The 22,310-nt window shown below is 72.6% G+C and carries 20 protein-coding genes; 1 reads left to right on the top strand and 19 read right to left on the bottom strand.

What is annotated here, in order from left to right; translation table 11 throughout:
* Positions 1-16 precede the first annotated feature (16 nt).
* From HFP48_RS15810 to lspA, 4 genes are read right to left on the bottom strand one after another with little or no spacing between them, the layout of a single operon-like run.
* A complete protein-coding gene (locus HFP48_RS15810) occupies positions 17-1,786 on the bottom strand; it encodes a DUF2207 domain-containing protein (RefSeq protein WP_168579744.1) in 1,770 nt (589 codons plus the stop codon).
* Between the two features lie 57 nt (positions 1,787-1,843).
* Positions 1,844-2,473, bottom strand: coding sequence for a hypothetical protein (locus HFP48_RS15815; protein ID WP_006933435.1), 630 nt, complete (start codon positions 2,471-2,473; stop codon positions 1,844-1,846).
* Between the two features lie 11 nt (positions 2,474-2,484).
* Positions 2,485-3,393, bottom strand: coding sequence for an RluA family pseudouridine synthase (locus tag HFP48_RS15820; protein WP_174824791.1), 909 nt, complete (start codon positions 3,391-3,393; stop codon positions 2,485-2,487).
* Between the two features lie 14 nt (positions 3,394-3,407).
* Positions 3,408-4,025, bottom strand: coding sequence for a signal peptidase II (gene lspA, locus HFP48_RS15825; RefSeq protein ID WP_006933431.1), 618 nt, complete (start codon positions 4,023-4,025; stop codon positions 3,408-3,410).
* Between the two features lie 114 nt (positions 4,026-4,139).
* Between lspA and HFP48_RS15830 the strand changes: the two genes are divergently transcribed.
* The gene (locus HFP48_RS15830) at positions 4,140-5,036 is read left to right on the top strand and encodes a hypothetical protein (RefSeq protein ID WP_006933429.1); all 897 of its coding nucleotides are present in this window, start codon (positions 4,140-4,142) and stop codon (positions 5,034-5,036) included.
* Between the two features lie 64 nt (positions 5,037-5,100).
* Here HFP48_RS15830 and HFP48_RS15835 read toward each other — a convergent pair whose 3' ends face one another.
* The 15 genes from HFP48_RS15835 to murD all read right to left on the bottom strand — a co-directional run bounded on the left by HFP48_RS15835 (position 5,101) and on the right by murD (position 22,307).
* A complete protein-coding gene (locus HFP48_RS15835) occupies positions 5,101-5,598 on the bottom strand; it encodes a hypothetical protein (protein ID WP_029544171.1) in 498 nt (165 codons plus the stop codon).
* Positions 5,599-5,742: 144 nt separating this feature from the next.
* Positions 5,743-7,086, bottom strand: coding sequence for a DNA polymerase IV (locus HFP48_RS15840; protein ID WP_235431064.1), 1,344 nt, complete (start codon positions 7,084-7,086; stop codon positions 5,743-5,745).
* Positions 7,087-7,176: 90 nt separating this feature from the next.
* Complete coding sequence (ileS, locus tag HFP48_RS15845; RefSeq protein WP_006933421.1) at positions 7,177-10,338, bottom strand: isoleucine--tRNA ligase; 3,162 nt, start codon at positions 10,336-10,338, stop codon at positions 7,177-7,179.
* 289 nt (positions 10,339-10,627) lie between these two features.
* Positions 10,628-10,849, bottom strand: coding sequence for a hypothetical protein (locus HFP48_RS15850; protein ID WP_006933419.1), 222 nt, complete (start codon positions 10,847-10,849; stop codon positions 10,628-10,630).
* Between the two features lie 43 nt (positions 10,850-10,892).
* On the bottom strand, positions 10,893-11,747 hold the full coding sequence (locus HFP48_RS15855; protein ID WP_043801962.1) for a DivIVA domain-containing protein: 855 nt from the start codon (positions 11,745-11,747) through the stop codon (positions 10,893-10,895).
* Positions 11,748-11,895: 148 nt separating this feature from the next.
* The gene (locus tag HFP48_RS15860) at positions 11,896-12,186 is read right to left on the bottom strand and encodes a YggT family protein (RefSeq protein ID WP_003938221.1); all 291 of its coding nucleotides are present in this window, start codon (positions 12,184-12,186) and stop codon (positions 11,896-11,898) included.
* 114 nt (positions 12,187-12,300) lie between these two features.
* Positions 12,301-12,969 carry a cell division protein SepF gene (locus HFP48_RS15865; protein WP_006933414.1) on the bottom strand — a complete coding sequence of 223 codons (669 nt, stop codon included), beginning with the start codon at positions 12,967-12,969 and terminating at the stop codon, positions 12,301-12,303.
* 31 nt (positions 12,970-13,000) lie between these two features.
* A complete protein-coding gene (locus HFP48_RS15870; RefSeq protein WP_043801958.1) occupies positions 13,001-13,738 on the bottom strand; it encodes a YggS family pyridoxal phosphate-dependent enzyme in 738 nt (245 codons plus the stop codon).
* Positions 13,735-14,490 carry a peptidoglycan editing factor PgeF gene (pgeF, locus tag HFP48_RS15875; protein WP_006933412.1) on the bottom strand — a complete coding sequence of 252 codons (756 nt, stop codon included), beginning with the start codon at positions 14,488-14,490 and terminating at the stop codon, positions 13,735-13,737. Before pgeF ends, HFP48_RS15870 begins: the two co-directional genes overlap by 4 nt.
* Positions 14,487-15,683 (bottom strand): cell division protein FtsZ, encoded by a 1,197-nt coding sequence (gene ftsZ / locus HFP48_RS15880; protein WP_006933411.1) that lies wholly within the window; start codon positions 15,681-15,683, stop codon positions 14,487-14,489. Before ftsZ ends, pgeF begins: the two co-directional genes overlap by 4 nt.
* A 202-nt stretch (positions 15,684-15,885) precedes the next feature.
* The gene (locus HFP48_RS15885) at positions 15,886-16,620 is read right to left on the bottom strand and encodes an FtsQ-type POTRA domain-containing protein (protein WP_006933410.1); all 735 of its coding nucleotides are present in this window, start codon (positions 16,618-16,620) and stop codon (positions 15,886-15,888) included.
* Positions 16,617-18,149, bottom strand: a complete 1,533-nt coding sequence (gene murC / locus HFP48_RS15890) for a UDP-N-acetylmuramate--L-alanine ligase (RefSeq protein WP_006933408.1) — start codon at positions 18,147-18,149, stop codon at positions 16,617-16,619. The genes HFP48_RS15885 and murC overlap by 4 nt, the downstream gene beginning before the upstream one ends.
* Positions 18,146-19,300, bottom strand: coding sequence for an undecaprenyldiphospho-muramoylpentapeptide beta-N-acetylglucosaminyltransferase (gene murG, locus HFP48_RS15895; protein ID WP_006933407.1), 1,155 nt, complete (start codon positions 19,298-19,300; stop codon positions 18,146-18,148). The genes murC and murG overlap by 4 nt, the downstream gene beginning before the upstream one ends.
* Positions 19,297-20,805 carry a putative lipid II flippase FtsW gene (gene ftsW / locus HFP48_RS15900; RefSeq protein WP_006933403.1) on the bottom strand — a complete coding sequence of 503 codons (1,509 nt, stop codon included), beginning with the start codon at positions 20,803-20,805 and terminating at the stop codon, positions 19,297-19,299. The genes murG and ftsW overlap by 4 nt, the downstream gene beginning before the upstream one ends.
* Positions 20,802-22,307, bottom strand: a complete 1,506-nt coding sequence (gene murD / locus HFP48_RS15905) for a UDP-N-acetylmuramoyl-L-alanine--D-glutamate ligase (RefSeq protein WP_161996732.1) — start codon at positions 22,305-22,307, stop codon at positions 20,802-20,804. Before murD ends, ftsW begins: the two co-directional genes overlap by 4 nt.
* Positions 22,308-22,310 lie beyond the last annotated feature (3 nt).

Genomic DNA, 22,310 nt, shown 5'->3' on the forward strand with positions numbered 1-22,310 from the left:
TCACCGCGGCAATCGGTCACCACGAGCCGCCACCACCGCCGCCGCCGCCACCACCGCCGCCCGACGACGAGGACTGCGACGCGGTGTACGCGCCGATCGACGACGACAGAGCCGACTCGAAGCTGTCGAATCCCCCGGTCCCCGAGGCGAATCCGTGCACTCCGACCGGATACGGGTACCACGCCGGCGCCGGCGGCTCGGACCCGGTGACCGTGCGGTACTTCTCCGCCCACCGGTCGGCCACGCCGAACGCGACCGCGTGCGGAATGTAGCGGGTGTAGAGGTCGCGTTCCGCCGAGAACCGGTAGCGGTCCTCGCTTGACGGGGTCACGAGCATGCGCCGGAACCCACCGGCACGCGACCACATCTCGCGGCCCTTCGCGGTGCGCCGCGTCCCCGCCTCCGGCCGCAACAGCTCCCATCCTCCGAACACGAACGCCGCCGCCGGCAGGCCCCACATGCTCGGCCACACCGGCACCGCGAACCCGACCACCGCGAGGACCAGCGCCAGCACCACCGCCGCCTTGCCGAGACGCTCGCGGGCCGACGGGGCCACCAGTCCCTCGTTGCGGGCCCAGATCCGGCACTGCGACGCCAGCTCCGTCGTCGCCTTCGACAACCGTTCCCCCGCCGACTTCGAGCCGTCGGCCCGCAGCACCGCGCCGGGGTACGAGATCTGCAGTGCGTCGCCGACCGCCCGGGTCACCGGGTCCGTCGCCGCCCACCTGTCCGCGGACGCGACGCCGCGGACCTCCCACACGTCGGACTTCTTCCCGCCGCCGGCGGGGCGCAGCTCGACCAATTCCTCCTCTGCGGCGTACAGCAGCGTCGCCGCGAGCGGCGCGGGCCCGGGCCGCTCGGAGGCGAGGTAGACGGTCTGCACCGGTCCGAAGCCGTCGGGCGGCGAGTACAGCACCGGCAGGCCCGGCTCGGGTTCGCGGGCTGTCCACGCCCACCGGGCCGCGACGGCGAATCCGAGCAGGCTCAGCATCGCGACCACCGCCACGACCGGCGCCGACCGCCCGAGGATGGGATCCCAGGAGACCGGCCAGGGCACCGTGGCCCGGGCCGGGGCGTCGAGCCCGAGCCCGATGCGCACGTTCACCGCCGTCCGGGGTTCGAGCCCGGTCACCCCGACGGAGACGGTGTCGGTGCCGGCCCCGCCGAGGATGCAGGCCGCCCCCGACACCGCACATTCGACCAGGCCGGACGCCGCGGGCAGCCGCACCGTGATGTCGGCCCGGTCGATGGCCATCTCCCACCCGCCGGGAACCACGCTCCAGTGGAACACCGAGCCGACCGGGGCGGCCGTCCCCGCGGCCGTGTCGAACGTCGCGGCGGCGCCGCCCGGTGGGTCGAGGACCCCCTCGGTGGTGTACTCGATGCGATAGGTGTGGGTGCCCGGCTCCAGGTACACGTCGGGGTCCCCGATCTTCGCGACGACGAATCGGTGTCCCTGTTGCCGGCTCGTCTCGAACGGCTCGGGCGCGCCGTCGCGTTCGACGGAGACGATCTCGGGGATGTGGCGCACGTGCGGATCGGCGCCCGTGGTGACGTCCCAGTACCGGAAGATGCCGTGCCGGCCGGCCGGGAAGGCGACCGTGACGGTTTCGGTGGCGGTGAGCCCGCCGTCGGCCTCGACGGTGTAGTCGGCGGTGTAGTTCGTGATCCGCGCCGGATCCGACGCGGCGGATGCGTCGCCGGTGTCGAGTCCGGCGAGCAGCGGCCACAGCAGACCGGTCGCAGCGAGCAGCGCAACCAGGAGATACCCCAGAACCCGTGCCACCGCGCCACCGTACCCACCGGCGAGGCGTCTGTCCCGCCGATCCTGCGCGACCGGATCTCAGGGCTCGCCGTCGTCCGGTCCCGGAGCGACGACGTCGACGTGCTCGGGCAGCAGCGGGTTCACCGAGAACGCGCCGGCGACCGCGTCCGCGGGCAGCAGTTCGACGGCGCGGACGCCGGGGGCCGCGGCGAGCTCCGACGCCGTCGCCGGCGCGACGCGCACCACGACGCCGACGACGCAGGCGCACCCGTCCGCGAGACGATCGGCCGAGACCGCGGCGACGCGCGCGGCCCGGTCGGCGCCGCCCGCCTGCCGCAGCCGGCCCGCCGCGACGGCGGGCGCACGCAGCAGCGCCTCCCGATGGGCGGGCACGGCGACCGGGACCAGTGGGGTCTGCACCCGCTCGATCGGGACGCGGAACAGCACCTGCGCGATGCGAGGGTCTCCCGGCAGCGCCGCCGCCTGCTCGACCGTCACCGGCGTCGCGAAGGACACCAGGCCCCACCGCGGTTCGCCGGTGCCGGACTCGACGCTCGCCTGGGCGCGCGCGAGGTAGCCGGCGACCGCCTCGCCGTGGTCGGGGCCGAGGGTGTCGGTGCGCACCGTCGCCGTCCGGGCCGGCGTGAGCAGCCCGGCCGCGAGCACCGCCAGCAGCAGTGCCGCCGTCGCCGCCCACGGCAGGGACACGCGCCGCACGGTCAGGCGCTGCGCAGCACGGCGAGCGCGTGCTCGAGGTCGGCCGGGTACTTGCTGGTGATCTCGATCCAGCGCCCGTCGGCGGGATGCGCGAACCCGAGCGACCGGGCGTGCAGCCACTGCCGCTCGAGGCCGAGCCGCTCGGCCAGGCGCGGGTCGGCGCCGTAGGTCAGGTCACCGCAGCAGGGGTGCCGCAGCGCGGAGAAGTGCACGCGGATCTGATGGGTGCGGCCGGTCTCGAGGTGGATGTCGAGCAGGCTCGCGGCCTGGAACGCCTCGATCGTGTCGTAGTGGGTGATGCTGGGCTTGCCGTCGGCGGTGACGGCGAACTTCCAGTCGCTGCTGCGATGCCGGCCGATCGGCGCGTCGATCGTGCCGCTGCTCGGATCGGGGTGCCCCTGCACGAGGGCGTGGTAGCGCTTGTCGATGGTGCGCTGCTTGAAGGCCCGCTTGAGCACCGTGTAGGCGCGCTCGGACGTCGCGACGACCATGACCCCGGACGTGCCGACGTCGAGGCGGTGGACGATGCCCTGCCGCTCGTGGGCGCCGGAGGTGGAGATGCGAAATCCGGCGGCCGCCAGTCCGCCGATCACGGTCGGCCCGGTCCAGCCGACGCTCGCGTGCGCGGCGACGCCGACGGGCTTGTCGACGGCGACGATGTCGTCGTCCGCATAGAGGATCTCCATGCCCTCCACGGGCGTCGCCTCGATGGTGAGGGGCCGGGGCGGCTCGGGCAGTTCCACCTCGAGCCAGGAACCGGCGGACAGTCGATCGGACTTGCCCGCGGCGGCACCGTCGACCAGGACGGCTCCCTCCTCGGTCAGGGCGGCGATCGCCGTGCGCGACAGGCCGAGCAGCCGTGCCAGGCCCGCGTCGACCCGCATCCCGTCGAGCCCGTCGGGGACGGGCATCGCCCGGGTTTCTCTCACTTGTGTGCTTCCTTTCTGCTGTCGGAGGAGCCGGTCTTCCGCGAGCCGTCCGGTTCGACGCCGAAGACGGTCAGCGCCACGAGCAGGATCGCGCCGCAGACGATGGCGGAATCGGCGACGTTGAACACCGGCCACCAGCCGACCGACACGAAGTCGACGACGTGGCCCTGCAGCGGGCCCGGGGAACGGAAGATCCGGTCGACGAGATTACCCAGCGCGCCCCCGAGGACGAGCCCGAGTCCCAGCGCCCACCAGCCCGATCGCAGCGTGCGGCCGATCCTGACCACGCCCACCACGACGGCGACGGCGACCAGGGTCAGCAGCCACGTCATGCCGGTGGCCATCGAGAAGGCGGCGCCCGGGTTGCGCACCAACGTGAGCGTCACGGTGTCCCCGACGATCGAGACGGGATCGGCCGGATCGATGTAGTGGACGGCCAGCACCTTGGTGAGCAGGTCGAACCCGAAGATCACCGCGGCGAGGGCGAGCAGCTCGCGCAGCCGCCGGGCCGGCGCGGGCGCGTCCTTCGCCGGGGTTCCGGCCGAGGACGACGCAACCGGGGGTTCCGCGACGGCGTCGGGGTGGGCATCGTGCTCGGTGGGGTCGTCGGTCACCCTGCCATCATCCCCCATCCGAGGAGCGCGACGGCCACCCCGCCCGCCGTGGCTACCCTGGGGTGCGTGCCTGTGCTGCCCAGATTCGCCCGCCCGAGGGCCCGCTCCCTCGGTGTGGCCCTGTCCCTGACCACCCTCCTCGCCGGGTGCGGCAACTCCGCCGACGGTGCCGCCCCCACGTCGACGGCGACCTCGACGGAGGTCACGGTGCCCGTCGCCGCGGTCACCGCGGTGGTCCTGGAGCCGGGGGCCGAGCCGCGCAGCCGGATCCGGCTCACCCCACCCGTCGACACGAGCCAGCAGGTGGCGCTGACGACCGCCTCGCAGGTCTTCCAGTCGATCGGCGATCAGCCGGCACAGGACTTCTCCACCCCCGAACTGACGTTGCCGCTCACCGCGCGGGTGAGCGACGCCGTGTCGGACGCCTCGCCGAGCAGCCTCGTGGACCTGCGGATCGACGACGCCACTTCGCCGGATGCGGCCCTCGCCGCGGCGCTCGGGCCCGCTCGGGGATCCGAGGCGGGACTGACGATGTCCCCGTCCGGCGCGGTGAGCGCGCTGCGGCTCGATCCCACGCCGGACTCCGCGGACATCGCCCGATCGGCCATCGAGCAGGCCTTCTACCAGGCCGTGTACCGGATGGTGTCGTTCCCCGAGGAGGAGATCGGCGTGGGTGGGGTGTGGGAGATCCACCAACAGGTGATGAGCGGGATGGCGCTCGATCAGGTCGCCACCGCGAGCCTGCTCGAGCGGGACGGCGACCTGCTGACCGTGCACCTGCGCATCACCCAGACCCCGCGCGAGGCCACCTGGGCGCTGCCGAACGGGTCCGGTCGGCTGACCATCGACCGGTACGAGATGACCGGCGAAGGCACGATGACCATCGACCTCGGCCGGCCGCTCCCGATCGCCGGGGACCTCACGGTCGGCGGGGAGCAGGCGTACAGCGATCCCGCGGGCACCACCCGTCTGGCGCAGACCCTGGTGGACCGGGTGCGCTGGCAGTCCTGAGCGGACGGGCGGACGCGGCGGCGGCCGGGGCGGATCTCCGCCCCGGCCGCCGCGTCGGTCTACGTCAGGCGCAGGCCGGCGACTGCAGCTGGGCCGTCGCGACGATGGCGCAGGCGTTGTTCTTCGACAGCTTCCACACGCCGTTCTCCGCGACGAAGTCGACGGTGCCGACGGCGGGCTGCTGCGCACCGGCCAGCAGGGTCTCGATGCCGGCGGTGACCGTGCCGTTCTGGTTGTCGTTGACGTCCAGGACGGTGATCTGCGCGCCGGCTTGCTTGGCCGCGGCGGCGACCTGGTCGATCAGGGCGGGATCCTGCTCGGCACCCTGCACGAGGTTCACCTTCTCCTCGGCCGGGACGGTCTCGTCGAACGCCTTGGCCAGCATGGCGTTGAGGTCCTCGACGGTCGGCACCGGCGGGTACTGCGCGGCGGCGGTCGTGGTGCTGGTGGTGGTCTTCGCCGAGGTCGAGGTCGAGCTACCTCCGTCGTCCGAGCTGCAGGCGGACATCGTGAGGGCGGCGGCCAGAGCCACCGTGGCGACAGTGATCTTGCGAAGCTTCAACTTCTCGTCCTTCTCGTTCTCGATCGTGCACGGGTGTACCGTGCTCGGTTCATCCAGCAGCGGATGCTCCACCGGGACAGCGGATCGCCCGTAAGCGTACCCGGCGGTAGTAAGAAGACCGTGAGAGCGGCGGGGCCCGCGCGCTCACCCGAGGCCGGCGAGCGGATCGGCCTCGGAGAGGGCGGGATCGTTCTCGTCGAGGGTGCGGGCCGGCCCCGGCCCGGTCGAGCGCGTCTCGAAGCGGATCGTCACCACGCCGTGCCCGGCGCCCTGCACCCAGCCGTGTCCGAACTCCGGATGCCGCACGTCCGTGCCGGGACGCCACCGCCGTCCCGTCACCGTCGTGAGGTGCTCCGGCCCGGCGTCCGGCGACGACTCCACCGGGTCCTCCGGGGGCTGCTCGAGCTCGGGGAACAGCGACTCCTGCCGGATGCTGGACAGGCCGGCGAGGCCGACGCCGACGAGGCGGATCGGGCCGATCTCGAGCGGGTCGAGCACCAGCCGCTGCGCCGCCGCCGTGAGCGTCGCCACATCCTCGGTGGCGTACGGCAGCGTCGACGAGCGGGTGAGGATGCTCATGTCGGCCTTGCGCAGCTTGAGCACGACGGTCCGGGCGGCCCGGCCGTCGCGCCGCAACCGGCGATGCGCTGCGGCGGCGCTGCCGGTGACGGCACGTCGCAGCTCGGCGAGGGTGACGATGTCCGTCGGGAACGTCGTCTCGGCGCTGACCTGCTTGGCGTCGGCGCGTTCGACGACCGGTCGATCGTCGTGCCCGTTGGCGAGCCGGTGCAGCGCCGGGCCGACCGTGGCGCCCAGGATCGAGGCCGCCTCCGGGACCGGCAGCGCCGCGAGGTCACCGATCGTGTCGATGCCCAGACGCCGCAGGCGCTCCTCCGACACCGGTCCGATCCCCCACAGCTTGCGTACCGGCAGGCCGTGCAGCAGTGCCAACTCCTCCTCGGGACGCACGACGAGCGCTCCGTCGGGCTTGGTGAGGCCGGAGGCGATCTTGGCGATCTGCTTGCCGGAGCCGGCGCCGACGGACGCGACGAGGCCGGTGCGGGCCCGCACCTCGTCGCGCAGCCGCGCACAGAACCGTTCCACGTCGTGGTGGGCGGCGCCGGCGAGCTCGGCGGGTTCGGCGAACGCCTCGTCGAGCGACAGCGTCTCGAGCACGGGGATGCGCTCGCGCAACACGTCGAACACGGTCTGGCTGAGCGCCTGGTACAGCACCCCGCGCGGCGGCAGCACCACCGCGGCGGGCCCCACCAGCCGGCGGGCCCGGCTCATCGGCATCGCCGACCGCGCCCCGAAGACGCGGGCTTCGTAGCTGGCCCCGGCGACGACGCCGCGCGCGCCGAGGCCGCCGACGAGCACCGGCCGACCCCGTAGGGTCGGCCGGGTCAGTTGTTCGGCGGAGGCGAAGAAGGCGTCCAGGTCCAGGTGCAGCACCCAGCGCCGACCGCTCGGATTCACCACGGGGGGCACCCGGGCATCCTCGCCCCTCGCACCGACATCACGCCCGCATCGGCGTCACCGCCGTCGTGGCCGCGCCGCGCACCCCGGTCACCGGGACGCTCATGCCTTGACGATGGCCGCGCGCACCCCTTCACCGAGGTCGAGCGCCCCGTCCCCGGCGGGCGCGAGTTCGAAGCTGGTGGCGAGCACCTCCGAGGCGATGAGCTCGCGGTGCCGCAGTGCCCAGTCGGCGCGGTCGGCCGGCACCTCGAACACGACGGAGATGCGGTCCGAGACGTCCAGGCCCAGGTTGCGGCGCGCGTCCTGCAGCTCGCGGATCCGGTCCTTCGCCCAGCCCTCGGCCTCGAGCTCCTCGGTGACCGTGGAGTCCAGCACCACCAGGCCGGCGCCGCCGGGCAGCGCGGCCGTCGACTCCGGCTCCGCCGCGACCAGGCGGGTGGTGTACTCCTCCGGCAGCAGCGCGATACCGGCGGCCGTGACGGTGCCGTCGGCCGCCTCGGACCAGTCCCCGGCCTTGACGGCCCTGATCACCGTTTGCACGTCCTTGCCGAGGCGCGGTCCCGCGGCCCGGGCGTTGACGACCAGCTCGAAGCGGCCGTGCGCATCGACGTCCTCGGTCAGCTCGACCGACTTGACGTTGACCTCGTCCTGGACGAGCTCGGCGAACGGCTGCAGCCGGTGCGCCTCGGGGGCGGCGACGGTGACCTGCGGGAGCGGCAGCCGCACGCGCAGCTTCTGGGCCTTGCGCAGCGACAGCACCGTCGAGCACACCGAGCGGACCTCGTCCATCGACTCGACCAGGGCCGGGTCGGCCGGCAGGTCCCCGGCGGCCGGCCAGTCCGCCAGATGCACGGAGCGGCCGCCGGTCAGGCCGCGCCAGATCACCTCGGTGACCAGCGGCAGCATGGGGGCGGCGAGGCGGCTGACGACCTCGAGCACCGTGTGCAGGGTGTCGATCGCGTCGGCGTCCTCGTCCCAGAACCGGCTGCGGGAGCGGCGCACGTACCAGTTGGTGAGGGCGTCGCTGAAGGTACGCAGCTCGTCGCATGCTCCGGCGATGTCGACCACCTCGAGCGCGTCGGTGATGGCGTCGCGGGTGGCGGCGAGCTTGGCCAGGATGTACCGGTCGAGCACGTGCGGCGAGTCGGTGCGCCACGTGCCGGGCTTGGACGCGTACAGCTGCAGGAAGCTCCACGCGTTCCACAGCGGCAGCAGCGCCTGCCGGACGCCCTCGCGGATGCCCTGCTCGGTGACGACGAGGTTGCCGCCGCGCAGGATGGGCGAGGACATCAGGAACCAGCGCATGGCGTCGGAGCCGTCGCGGGCGAACACCTCGTTGACGTCGGGGTAGTTGCCCTTGGACTTGCTCATCTTCAGCCCGTCGTCGCCCAGCACGATGCCGTGGGCCGCGACGGTCTTGAACGCGGGGCGGTCGAACAGCGCGGTGGCGAGCACGTGCAGGGTGTAGAACCAGCCGCGGGTCTGACCGTTGTACTCGACGATGAAGTCGCCGGGATAGTGCGAGTCGAACCATTCGGTGTTCTCGAACGGATAGTGCACCTGGGCGAACGGCATCGACCCCGACTCGAACCAGCAGTCGAGCACCTCGGGGACGCGGCGCATCGTCGACTTCCCGGTCGGGTCGTCCGGGTTGGGGCGGGTCAGCTCGTCGATCATCGGCCGGTGCAGGTCGCTCGGCCGCACCCCGAAGTCGCGTTCGAGCTCGTCGAGGGAGCCGTACACGTCGACGCGCGGGTAGGCCGGATCGTCCGAGACCCACACGGGGATGGGGCTGCCCCAGTAGCGGTTCCGGCTGATGTTCCAGTCGCGGGCACCCTCGAGCCACTTGCCGAACTGGCCGTCGCGGATGTGCTCGGGCACCCAGGTGATCTGCTGGTTCAGCTCCACCATGCGGTCCCGGAACCGGGTCACGGCGACGAACCACGACGGGACCGCCATGTAGATCAGCGGCCGGCCGGACCGCCACGAGTGCGGGTAGGAGTGCTCGATCGTCTCGTGCCGCAACAGTTTTCCGGCGGCCTTGAGGTCCTTGATGATCACCGGGTTGGCGTCGAAGACCTGCAGACCCTCGTAGGGCGGAACGAGGGCGGTGAACTTTCCGCCCGGATCGAGCGGCTGCACCAGCTCGATGCCGTTGCGCTGGCAGTACTCCATGTCCTCTTCACCGAAGGCCGGTGCCAGGTGGACGATTCCGGTGCCGGAGTCGGTGGTGACGTAGTCGGCCGCGATGATCCGGTGGGCGTTCTCCCGGCCCACGAAGAAGTCGAACGGCGGCTCGTAGGCCAGGCCGACGAGGTCCGCGCCGGTGTACCGGCCCAGCACCTCGGGTTCGTCGCCGAACTCGCGGGCGTAGTGACCGAGTCGGTCCTCCGCGAGCACATACGTCCTCGCGTCGTCACCCTCGCCCACGCGGACGGCGACGTAGGTGATGTCGGGGTGCACCGCGATCGCGAGGTTGGACGGCAGCGTCCACGGCGTGGTGGTCCAGATCAGGGCGTTGGCGCCGTCGAGTTCGCTGCCCGGTGCGCGCACCACCATGTCGACGGTGACGGCCGGGTCCTGACGCATCTTGTAGGCGTCGTCGAGCCGGGTCTCCTGGTTCGACAGCGGGGTCTGCTCGTACCACGAGTACGGCAGGACCCGGAAGCCCTGGTAGATCAGGCCCTTGTCGTAGAGCTGCTTGAAGGCCCACATGACCGACTCCATGAAGTCGAGGTCCAGGGTCTTGTAGTCGTTGTCGAAGTCCACCCAGCGGGCCTGCCGGGTGACGTAGTCGCGCCACTCCCCGGTGTACCGCAGCACCGACGTCTTGCAGTAGGCGTTGAACTCGGCCAGCCCCATCGTGTCGATCTCGGACTTGTCCTTGATCCCGAGCTGCTTCTCCGCCTCGAGCTCGGCGGGCAGGCCGTGACAGTCCCAGCCGAAGCGCCGTTCGACCTTCTTGCCGCGCATCGTCTGGAAGCGCGGGATGAGGTCCTTGACGTAGCCGGTGAGCAGGTGCCCGTAGTGGGGCAGGCCGTTCGCGAAGGGCGGGCCGTCGTAGAAGACGAACTCGTCGGCGCCGTCGCGATTCGCGACCGAGGCGCGGAAGGTGTCGTCCTTCGCCCACCCGTCGAGGACCTTCACCTCGAGCTCGGGGAAGTCGATGCCCGAGTCCTTGGCGACCCCGTAGTCGACGCGCGGGTATCCGCCGGTCGGTGCGTCGGGGGCCTGCGGGCGGTCGGGGGTGCTCTTCGTCACAGCGTGACTCCTCGTGCCTAGACGTGTCCGGCACGGGGACGATCGCCGCGCCCTGTGCGCCGGCAACCGCGGTACCACCCCGCTTGCACCGTCCCTCCGGGCTCTGCCGGCCGGACGGGCCTCTCGTTCGGGCTGTGACGGGCCCACCCGTTCGGTTCTACTGAGTCGTGCCGGTCGGCACGGCCGTTCTTCCGAAGGCTCCCCGGTGATGGCCGGATCGACGCCGTCCCCGGCGGCTGCCGGGGGAAAGCACTGCAAACTGTTCTCGGACTATTCTATGCCGCCGCGCTCACTCGCTCGGATCGCGTCCCTCGCGGCGCCGTCTCGGCTCGGATCCCGTCGTCGTCGGGGGCGCGGTCCGCTTGCCACTCAATGCGCTGATCAGCAACAGGACCGCGCCCACCACACACACGACGATGCAACCCCAGGCCCACAGCACGGACCCCGTCATGAGGGCCACGACGAGCATGCCGAAGCCGACGGCTGCAAGGGCGAGAGTCACCACCAGCACGGCGCACCCTCATCGGAACCCGACCATCGGACCGCCGCCTCGATCAGCTGTTGCCCTTGGCGAAGGACGTGGAACCGAACGAGGAGTTCGACTGATTGAACGCCTCCTGGCCACCGTCGACCGGCACGGCGGAACCGCGCTGTTCGAGCTCCTCGAGCTGAGATTCGAGGTAGGACTTCAGGCGCACCCGGTACTCGCGCTCGAAGGTCTTGAGCTGCTCGATGCGGCCCTCGAGCACCGAGCGCTGCTGGTTGATCGTCGCCATGATCTCGGTGTGCTTCTTCTCGGCGTCCGCCTGCAGCGCGTCGGCCTTCTCCTTGGCCTGGCGCAGCTGCGTCTCGGAGCGGGTGCGGGCGTCGGCGAGCATCGCCTCGGACTTCTGCCGCGCGTCGGCGATCATCGCCTCGCTGCGGGTGCGCGCATCGGAGATGAGCTGCTCGGAATTGGTGCGGGCGTTGCGCAGCAGCTCCTCGGCCTCGGCCTTGGCGTCGCCGGTGAGGCGGTCCGCCATCTCCTGGGCCAGGCCCAGGACCTTGGCGGCCTGCATGCTCGCGTCTCCGGAGGCCGGTGCGGCCGCAACCGGTGCGGGGGCCGGTGCGGGCGCCGGCGCCGGAGCGGGTTCCGGCGGCTTCGGCGCCTCGACGACGCGAGCGGGCTCCGGTTTGGCCGGCTGGGCCGGTGCCGCCGCGCCGGGTCGGGCACCCTTCTTGGCCTCGGCGAGCTCCTGGTCGAGCTCGGCCACCCGCTGCCGCAGGTCGGCGTTCTCCTCGATCAGGTGGGTCAGTTCCTGCTCGACGAGATCCAGGAACGCGTCGACCTCGTCCTCGTTGTAGCCACGCTTTCCGATCGGCGGCTTGCTGAACGCGACATTGTGCACATCAGCTGGGGTCAGCGGCATGGAAGGATCCCTTCACGCGTCGTGTGAGCGGTCAAGCAAGCATTCAGTTATATCCACAGTGCGTCACGCGTATCAAACTCACTGTAACTGGCACCCCATTCTGGCACAGGGCGGCTTTCGCGCGGATCGTCCGAGCAGGTGTCGGCCCTCAGAGCGTCCCACCTCGGGGAATGAACGCCATCAGGAAGTAGACGATGAACAGCAGCACCATGATGGACAGATCCAGTCGCACTCCCCCGAGATTCAGCGGAGGAATGAGCCGGCGCAACAGTTTCACCGGCGGATCGGTGACCGTGAAGATTGCTTCGAGAACGACGACGACGAATCCCGTCGGCTTCCAGTCCCGCGCGAACGTCCGGATGAACTCGACAATGATCCGGCCGATCAGCAGCAGCCAGAAAATGAACAGCAGGAACCAGAGCACCTCGAATACGGCCACCCGCCCACTCTGCCCGACGACGGCGGATCGAGCCAAACCGAAACGCCCGGCGTCCGGTGTTGTACACCGGGCACCGGGCGTCGACCGTGCCGGAACCGCCGCTGCGGGTTCAGGTCACTGCTGGTTGTAGAACCCCGTCTCCGCGATCCGGCGGCGCTCCTCGGCGGAGACGTCGATGTCCGCCGGGGAGAGCAGGAACACCTTGGTGGCGACCTTGTCGAACGAGCCGCGCAGCGCGAAGGCCAGCCCGGCGGCGAAGTCGACGAGCCGTTTGGCGTCGGCGTTGCTCATCTCCACCAAATCCATGATCACCGGGGTGCCGTCGCGGAACCGCTCGCCGATGGTGCGGGCCTCGCCGTAGTCCCGGGGACGCAGCGTGGTGATCTTCGACAACGGGCCTCCCTCGTCGAACAGTGCGCCGCGACGGGCCTCGGACCGTTCGAGCCGGCCCTCGGAGCCGAGCGACGACCGCGCGGCGGCGCGGGCCGGCGGCGGGGTCGGGCGCGGTGCGCGGGCCGTGATCGGCTCCACGCGGGCCGCCCGCACGGGGGGCTCGTAGCGATCGAAGCCGTCCGGCTCGAAGTCGCGGCCGGCGTCCTCCCGGCGCGCCGCCTTGTACTCGTCGCGGTGCGACGGGCCGTAACCACCGCCGGCGTACGGCGGCTCGTCGTACTCCCGGTCGCGCTCACGGCGGGCGCTCGCGGGGTCGTCGAGGTAGTCGTCCTCGTATTCCTCGAGCGGCACCATCCCGAAGTACGCCTTGAACTTGTGGAGTGAGCTCATGGATCAACCTTCCTCGCGCGGCGGTCGACACTCAGGCTAACGGCCGCGAGCCCAACACCGCGGTTCCGACACGCACGCATGTCGAACCCCATCGCACCGCCGCCTCGAGGTCGCCGGACATGCCGGCCGACAGTTCGGTGGCCTCGGGATGATCTGAGCGCAGCCCGCTGTGGAGACCGGCGAGCCGTTCGAATGCGGCGTCCGGGTCCCATCCCAGTGGCGGCACCGCCATCAGGCCCCGCAACTCGAGTCCGCCGGCGGCGGCGACCTCGTCCGCGAGTGCGGGCAGGTCCGCGGCGCTCACCCCGCCCCGCTGCGGATCGTCGTCGAGGCTGACCTGCAGCAGCACCCGTACGGGCGTCTCGCGGTCGCCGGACTCCTGCGCGGCCTGCGCACCGGCGTCCAGTGCGTGCGCCAACCGGACGCTGTCGACCGAGTGCACGGTGTGGGCCCAGCGGGCGACGGCACGCGCCTTGTTGCGCTGCAGCCGGCCGATCATGTGCCATGCGACAGCGGGATCGGTTGTACGCGAACGGAATTCGGCAACCTTCGCGGCGGCCTCCTGTTCGCGGGATTCGCCGAAGGCCCGGCACCCGAGTCCGTAGAGGATCTCCACGTCGGAGACCGGGAAGAACTTCGTCACCGGCAGCAGGGCGATCTCCGCCGGGTCGCGGCCGGCGGCCCGGGCCGCGGCGTCGAGCCGCTCGCGTGCCCGCCGCAGCCCGTCCGCGATCTCGGCGCGCCGCGCGCCGGGATCCGCTGCGCTCACCGGCCACCTCCGGCACCGGTGGCCGATACGGCCTCGAGCCAGATCACCGCCGCCAACCGTCCGGTCGGCGCCTGACGGCGATGACTGAACAACGTCGGATCCTCGATGGTGCACCGGGGATCCTCCGCGACCGCCACGACGCCGTGCGCGCGCAGTTGCCGGCGCAGCCCCGCGCGCAGGTCCAGCCCGGGCGTGCCCCGCACGGTGCGGGTGGCGCTGCCGGGCAGGTGCGCCTCCACGTCGGCCTGCATCGAGGCGGGCACCTCGTACCGGCGTCCGCTCGCGGCGGGCCCGAGGAACGCGCCGATGCGCTCGCGGTGCGCACCGAGCTCGACCATCGTGTCCAGGACGCGGGGAACGATGCCCACGCGGGCGCCGATCCGGCCCGCGTGCACCGCGGCGATCACGCCCGCCTCCTCGTCCGAGAGCAGCACCGGCACACAGTCCGCGCTCAGGGTGACGAGCGCGAGGCCGGGCTCGCGCGTGACCAGGGCGTCGGTCGCGGGCACCGGGCCGTCGACCGGGCCGTCCACGACGGTGACGTTGCGGCTGTGGATCTGCTCCATCCACACCAGCCGCTCGTAGGGCTGCCCGATCGCCGCGGCGAGGCGGCGACGGTTCGCCTCGACCGCCGCCGGGTCGTCACCCACGTGGTCACCGAGATTGAACGAGTCGTAGGGCGGGGCGGAGACGCCGCCGGCGCGGGTGGTGACGACCCGCCGCGCCCGGAGAGCCGACTGTGCCACCGTCACCGGCGCATGAAGATCGGCACGTCGACGTCGTCGTCGCCGTCCTCGTCGACCTCCACCGGCCGTGCCGGCTGCGCAGACCCGATCGGCGGCAGCGAACTGCCCGCGACGGGCTGCTGCTCACGCGCCGGCATCTCCTCGGCCCGCTCCCGCTCCGGGCGGCCGACGTCGCCGGCACGTCCCGCGCCGATGGTGCCGCCGCGCGTTGCGGTGGTCGGCGGGGCCGATTCCACGGGACGCCGCGCCGGGGTGCCGCCGTCGAACCCGGCCGCGATGACGGTGACGCGCACCTCGTCGCCCAGGGAGTCGTCGATGACGGTGCCGAAGATGATGTTCGCGTCGATGTGGGCGGCCTCCTGCACCAGCGAAGCCGCCTCGTTGATCTCGAACAGGCCGAGGTCGGAGCCGCCGGCGATGGACAGCAGCACGCCGCGCGCGCCTTCCATCGACGCCTCGAGCAGCGGCGAGTTGATCGCCGCCTCGGCGGCCTTGATGGCCCGGCCCTCCCCGCGGGAGGAACCGATGCCCATCAGCGCGCTGCCGGCGCCGGACATCACGCCCTTGACGTCGGCGAAGTCGACGTTGATCAGGCCGGGGGTGGTGATGAGGTCGGTGATGCCCTGGACACCGTTGAGCAGCACCTCGTCGGCGGAGCGGAACGCGTCCATGAGGCTGACGGCGGCGTCGCCGAGCTGCAGCAGCCGGTCGTTGGGGATGACGATGAGGGTGTCGCAGGACTCGCGCAGGGTCTGGATGCCCGTGTCGGCCTGGCCGCCGCGGCGCTTGCCCTCGAACGAGAACGGCCGCGTGACGACGCCGACGGTCAGCGCACCGAGCTTGCGGGCGATGCTCGCGACCACGGGCGCGCCGCCGGTGCCGGTCCCGCCGCCCTCGCCGGCGGTGACGAAGACCATGTCGGCGCCCTTGAGCACCTCTTCGATCTCGTCCTTGTGGTCCTCGGCGGCCTTGCGGCCGACCTCGGGATCCGCGCCGGCGCCGAGCCCCCGGGTGAGTTCACGGCCCACGTCGAGCTTGACGTCGGCGTCGGACATGAGCAGGGCCTGGGCGTCGGTGTTCACCGCGATGAACTCGACTCCCTTGAGTCCCTGTTCGATCATGCGGTTGACCGCGTTCACGCCGCCACCGCCGATACCGACGACCTTGATTACGGCGAGGTAGTTGTGCGGGGGCGTCATGGGCTCTCGCCTTCCTGAGAAATCGGTCACGCTTCGATCATCATCGGGTGAGGTACGGACAAACCCTCAACCACAGGTCGATGGTTATGTCAAGTATCTCGACTGCTGCGAAACGCTATGGCACGGTGGCGGCGATCCGCCAGCAGGCGCGCCGACGGCGGTCACGATTTTCGTCGCCGTGCCTCGATCGCCGTCCGCGCCGTCATCGCACCGTCGGCAGGTCGGGGCCCGCCACGTCGTAGGTCCGGCCGGGCTGGGTGAGCAGCGGCAGCACCACCTGCGCCTTGCGCTCCGAGCGTTCCACCCCACCCCACACCACGATCCGGCCGTCGTGCAGCGTGAGCGAGACCTCCGACGCCGACGGAGCGGCCACCTCGCCCACCTGGACGCGCAGCTCGGGCGGCAGCGCCTCGAGCACCTCGATCGCCGCGGCCGTCGCCGGATCGCCGGGACCGGGGCCGGGGGTGACGAGGCGCGGGGTCAGCATGGGCGGCGGCTCGACCGCGAAGTCCACCCCGTCCGCGTCGAGCGAGTGGGTGCCGTCCGGCGCGTCGACGAAGAACACCGCCTCCCGCTCGGTCACCGTGACCCGCACGGTGGACGGGTACACGCGCTGTACCCGCACCGACGCGGCCCGCGGCAACGTGGCGACCCGCTGCGCCGCCGCCGCGGTGTCGACCTGCAGCAGCGGCGTGCCCTCCGCCAGCTCGAGGCGGGCCAGCACCTCGTCCTGCGGGATCGCCGTCGCGCCGACGACCTCCACGTTGCGCACCGACAGCAGCGGGGACAGCCAGGCGGCCGCGATCAGTCCGAGCACGGCCGCCACCACCGCCGCGCCGATCAGCACGGTCCGCACCCGCACGGACCGGCCCGACGGCCGTCGCGCGGGCCGCGCCGCCCGGCGGGGCCGGGTGCGGGTGGCGGAGGCGGGCGTCACGACCCGACCGGCCCCGGTCCGGCAGGAGCCCCCGGCCGCAGCCGGCCCGGCTTGCTGCGCAATGCGTCGAGGATCTGGCGCCCGAGCATGGTCACGTCGCCGGCGCCCATGGTGATCACGACGTCGCCGGGACGGCTCAGCCGCGCGACCTGCCGCGGCACGAGGGACAGATCCGGCTGGTAGTGCACGGGCTTGGACACCGATCGCGCGACGAGGGCTCCGCTCACGCCCGGCCGGGGCTCCTCCCGCGCACCGTAGACGTCCAGCACCACGACCTCGTCGGCGAGGTCGAGGGCCGCACCGAACTCGGTGGCGAAGGTCTCGGTGCGCGAGTACAGGTGCGGCTGGAAGACGACGATCACGCGGGGTCGTTCGGTGCCGGTCTCGGTGTAGCGGACCGGTTCGCCGGCGACCAGTTCCGCGGCCGCGGCGAGGACGGCGCGGACCTCGGTGGGATGGTGGGCGTAGTCGTCGAACACCCGCACGCCGTGCTCGCGGCCGCTGTACTGGAATCGCCGGTGCACGCCCCCGAAGCCGGCCAGGCCCTCGACGGCCTCCTCGACCTGGGCGCCCGCCTCGAGGGAGGCGAGCAGTGCGGCGAGCGCGTTGAGGGCCATGTGCCGGCCGGGGACGGACAACCGCACCGTGCGCGGCGCCGCCTCGTCGGCGAGGTGGAACTCGGCGACTCCCCCGACGTCCTTGGCCTCCCAGTTGAGCAGCCGCACGCCGACCGGCACGCCGTCCACCTCGGCGCGGTCGCCCACCGCTGCCGCCGTGCCGTATCCGGTGATCCGCAGGTCGTCGGCGCGACGGGCCGTCGCCCGCCGCGCCAGGGCGGCCGAGCCGGGGTCGTCGAGGCACGCCACGAGCAGCCCGCCGGGGGCGATGCGGTCGACGAACTCGTCGAACACCCGCACGTATGCCTCTTCCGTGCCGAAGAAGTCGAGGTGGTCCGCCTCGATGTTGGTCACGATCACCACGTCGGGGTCGTACTGCAGCAGCGAGCCGTCGCTCTCGTCGGCCTCGGCGACGAACACGTCGCCGCTGCCGTGGTGCGCGTTGGTGCCGGACTCGTTGAGCTCGCCGCCCACCGCGAAGGACGGGTCGAAGCCGCAGTGCTGCAGCGTCACCACCAGCATCGACGTCGTCGACGTCTTGCCGTGTGTGCCGGCGACCAGGAAGGTGCGGTGCCCGCGCATCAGGGCCGCCAGCACCGCCGGGCGCAGCAGGACGGGAACGCCGCGTTCCCGGGCGGCGACCAGCTCGGGGTTGTCCTGGGGGATCGCGGCGTGCGTCGTCACCACGGCGGTGGGGCCGCCCTCGAGCAGATCCAGCGCGCTCGCGTCGTGTCCGATGCGCACCGAGGCCCCCCGCGCGCGCAACGCCAGCACGCCGCGGCTCTCCTTGGCGTCCGATCCGGAGACCTTCCCGCCGCGAGCGAGCAGGATCCGGGCGATGCCGGACATCCCGGCCCCGCCGATACCCACCATGTGCACCCGCTCGAGCTGCGGGGGCAGCTGCTCGCTCATCGATCACTCCTGTTCGCTTCCACGCCTGCGACGTCCAGCACGATCCGCGCCACCTCGGCGGCGGCGCTGCGGTGGCCCGCCCCTGCCGCACGCCGTCCCATCTCGGTCAGACGGGCTGCGTCGCGCAGCAGGGGGATCACCGCATCGGCCACGAACGCCGGCGTCAGTTCCTCGTCCGCCACGATCATTCCACCTCCCGCCGCCACCACCGGCCGGGCATTGAGTTCCTGCTCCCCGTTGCCGTGCGGCAGCGGCACGTACACCGCCGGCAGGCCGACCGCGGACACCTCGGCGACGGTCATCGCCCCGGAGCGGCAGATCACCGCGTCGGCGGCGGAGTACGCCAGGTCCATCCGGGTCAGGTAGGGCACGGCGACGTAGGGATACCGGTCGTGCTCGGGACGTGCGGGCACGTCGAGGGTGTTCTTCGGGCCGTGGGCGTGCAGCACGGCGATGCCCGCCGCGGCGAGCGGACCGGCGGCTCCCGAGACGGCCTCGTTGAGCGATCGGGCGCCCTGCGAGCCACCGAACACCAGCAGCACCGGCCCCTCCGGGGGGAGCCCGAAGTGCGCCCGCGCCTGCGCCCGCAGCGCCGCCCGGTCCAGCCCGGTGATCGACGACCGGACCGGGATGCCGACGATTTCGGCGTCGCCGCGGCGCACGATGCCCGAACCCGGGACGGCGGCCAGGACACGCTCGGCGCGCAGGGCCCCGATCTTGTTGGCGATGCCGGCGCGGGCGTTGGCCTCGTGCACGACGACGGGGATGCGGCGCCGGCGGCGCAGCGGTCCGGCACCGGCGGCCAGGTAGGCGGGCAGCGCCACGTAGCCCCCGAATCCGACGACGACGTCGGCGTGGGTGTGGTCGAGCACCTCGCGGGTCCGGCGGACCGAGGCGAGGACCCGCGCCGGCAGCTTGGCCAGGTCGGCGGTGAGCTTGCGGGGCAGCGGCACCGGCGGGATCAGCTCAAGTGGATACCCGCGCTGCGGCACGAGGGTGGTCTCGAGCCCCCGCTCGGTGCCCAGCGCGGTGATCGTCGCCGTCGGCACCAGCCGGCGGATCGCGTCGGCGACCGCGAGGGCCGGCTCGATGTGCCCGGCGGTGCCACCCCCGGCCACCACCACGGACAGGGCAGACTGCTCGCCGCTCACCTACGGTTTCCTCGCTCTCCGGTTCGTCCGTCTCTGCTGTTCGTCGTCGTGCCCGCGCGGCGCCGCGGCTGCCGTGGGGGTTGGTCCCGCGGGGCGGCGGGCTGCGCCGCGCGGCCCTGACCGCGGGCGCGTTCCTGCGGCGTGCGGCCCCGTGGGGTCTGCCGCTCCCGGGTCGCCGTGCCGCCGCCCCGGTCGGCGGTGCCGGCCCGGCGTGCCTCGATCCGGCCGGGGTCGGCACGCCGGGAGGCGTCGAGCCGCACGGGTTCACCGCGCGACGGCGTGTACTGCTCCGGCTTGGGCAGCCGCAGCAGCCGCCCGAAGCGGCCGTCCTGCCCGGCGTGCAGGGCGGCGACGGCCTCGGGTTCGTGCCGGGCCGCGTTGGCGATCAGGCCGAACATCAGCAGCGTCGTCGCGGTGGAGGTGCCGCCGGCCGAGACGAGCGGAAGCTGCAGGCCGGTGACGGGCAGCAACCCGACGACATAGCCGATGTTGATGAAGGCCTGCCCGATGATCCAGGTGGTGGCGGTGGCGGTGAGCAGCCGCAGGAACGGATCCACCGATCGCAGCGAGATCCGCAGGCCGGCGTAGGCGAACAGACCGAACAGGCCGATCACCGCCAGGCCGCCGAGGAAGCCGAGCTCCTCGCCGATGATGGCGAAGATGAAGTCGTTGTGTGCGTTGGGCAGGTAGCTCCACTTGGCGCGGCTCTGCCCGAGCCCACGGCCCCAGAACCCGCCGTCGGCCAGGGAGAACTTCGCCTGACGGGCCTGATAGCCGATGCCTTGCGGGTCCGCGCCGGGGTTGAAGAAGGCCCGCACCCGCGCGGACCGGTACCCGGCGGTCAGCGCGAGGAGCACCGCCAGGCCGGCGGCGGTACCGACGATCGTCAGGAACACCCGCAGCCGCAGACCCGCGAACCAGAGCAGCGCGAGGACGATGATGGCGAGCGAGACGGTGGTGCCCAGGTCGGGCTGGAGGATGATCAGCAGGGTCACCACCAGGGTCGCCGGGACCAGCGGAACCATCATCTCGCGGGCGCTGGAGCGGTCGCCGCGGCGCGACGCCAGCAGGTGCGCGCCCCACACGGCGATGGCGATCTTGGCCAGCTCCGACGGCTGCAGCGACACGCCGGCGATGACGAACCACCCCCGGGTGCCCTGGGACAGCGTGCCGATGCCGGGGATGAGCACCAGCACCAGCAGCACGACGGTGACCGCGAACGCCGGGAACGAGAACCGGCGCAGCACCCGCACCGGAACGATCAGGGCGAAATAGAAGATGACCAGGCCGAGAGCGGCGAAGATCGCCTGCGAGGTGAACAGGCCGTAGGCCGAGCCGTTGGTGGCGACGGCCTCGACGCTCGACGACGACAGGACCATCACCAGGCCCAGCACGGTGAGCAGCACCGCGATCGTGACGATCAGGTGGAACGAGGCCAGCGGCCGGGCCAGCCACAGCCCGACCCGGTTCCGCGCCGTCCCGTCGGCGGGCTGCGGGGCGTTCACTGCCCCGTCCCGCCCCCGCGCAGCTCCTCGACCGCGGCGGCGAACGCGCGACCACGCTGCGCGTAGTCGGCGAACATGTCCAGCGACGCGGCGGCCGGCGCCAGCAGCACGGTGTCGCCCGCCGTCGCCAGCGACGCCGCCTCACGCACCGCGACCCGCATGGCCGCGGGTCCGTCCGCCCCCGGCAGCGCCACCCGGCGCGCCGCAGCCGGGGCCGTCCTCGGTTCGCTCGTGCTCATCTGCCCATCGTCGCGCGTGTCGAGGAGGACCACGGGGACCTCGGGGGCGTGTCGCGCCAGCGCGTCGGCGATGCGGTCGGCGTCGCGGCCGAGCAGCACCACCCCGGCGAGGCGGGGTGCGACCTCCGCCACCAGGTCGTCGACGTGGGCGCCCTTGAGCAGGCCCCCGGCCACCCACACCACCCGGTCGTGGGCGAGCAGCGACGTGCGGGCCGCGTGCGGATTGGTGGCCTTCGAATCGTCGACGTACTCCACGCCGCCGACGGTGCCGACCGGGGCGGCGCGGTGCGGACCGACCCGGTGCCGGCGCAGACCGTCGTGCACCGCGGAGGCGGGGACGTCGATCGCGCGGGCCAGCGCCGCGGCGGCGAGCGCATCCGACAGGCCGGCCGGCCCGGCAGGGGTCACGTCGACGACCGAGGCGAGCACCGCCGAGTCGGCGAAGGCCCGGTCGACCAGAACGTCGCCACTGATGCCGAGCTCACCGGGCTGCGGGTAGCCGAGCGTGAAGCCGACGGTGACGACGGCACGGGACCGGTCGCGCAGGCCCCCGGCGATCGGATCGTCGAGGCCGAGCACCCCCACGGTGCCGGACAGCGCCCGTGCCTTGGCGTCGATGTAGCCCGCCATCCCGCCGTGCCAGTCCAGGTGGTCCTCGGCGATGTTGAGGATCACGCCGGCCTCGGGCCGCACGGACGGCGCCCAGTGCAGCTGGAACGACGACAGTTCCACGGCGAGGACGTCGGCGCGGGGGTCCGCGCGGCGCAGCGCGTCGAGGACCGGCAGGCCGATGTTGCCGCACGCCACGGACGCGAGCCCGGCGGCCTCGAGGATCGACTGCAGCATCGTCGTCGTCGTGGTCTTGCCGTTGGTGCCGGTGACGACGAGCCAGCGCCGCGGCGGGCCGTAGATCTCGGCGCGGTCGATGCGCCAGGACAGCTCGATGTCGCCCCAGATCGGCACGGCGGCGCCGGCGGCGTGCGAGAGCAGCGGCGCGTCGGGCGCGAAGCCGGGGCTCGTCACGACCAGCGCATACTCGTGCAGCGACGACGCGTCCGCGACGAGGTCGTCGAGATCGACGGTGTCGGCGCCGAGCTCACGGCAGCGCGCGAGGGCCTGCGGGTCGCGGTCGGTGACGGTCACCGTCGCGCCGAGGTCGCTGAGGGGGGCGAGGGTGGCACGACCGGACATCCCGCCGCCGGCGACGAGCACGCGGGCGCCGCGGAGCCGGTCCAGGTCTTGGCGGCGCAGTTCGTCTGTCACGGT

The organism is Rhodococcus sp. DMU1 (assembly GCF_012272955.1).
GTDB lineage: Bacteria > Actinomycetota > Actinomycetes > Mycobacteriales > Mycobacteriaceae > Rhodococcus > Rhodococcus aetherivorans.

Excerpts from the sequence above, each read along its gene's own strand:
- HFP48_RS15820 (WP_174824791.1), bottom strand. The coding sequence starts at position 3,393 with ATGCCCGTCCCCGACGGGCTCGACGGGATGCGGGTCGACGCGGGCCTG.
- HFP48_RS15855 (WP_043801962.1), bottom strand. The coding sequence starts at position 11,747 with ATGCCGCTGACCCCAGCTGATGTGCACAATGTCGCGTTCAGCAAGCCG.
- HFP48_RS15865 (WP_006933414.1), bottom strand. The coding sequence starts at position 12,969 with ATGAGCTCACTCCACAAGTTCAAGGCGTACTTCGGGATGGTGCCGCTC.
- ftsZ (WP_006933411.1), bottom strand. The coding sequence starts at position 15,683 with ATGACGCCCCCGCACAACTACCTCGCCGTAATCAAGGTCGTCGGTATC.
- murC (WP_006933408.1), bottom strand. The coding sequence starts at position 18,149 with ATGAGCGAGCAGCTGCCCCCGCAGCTCGAGCGGGTGCACATGGTGGGT.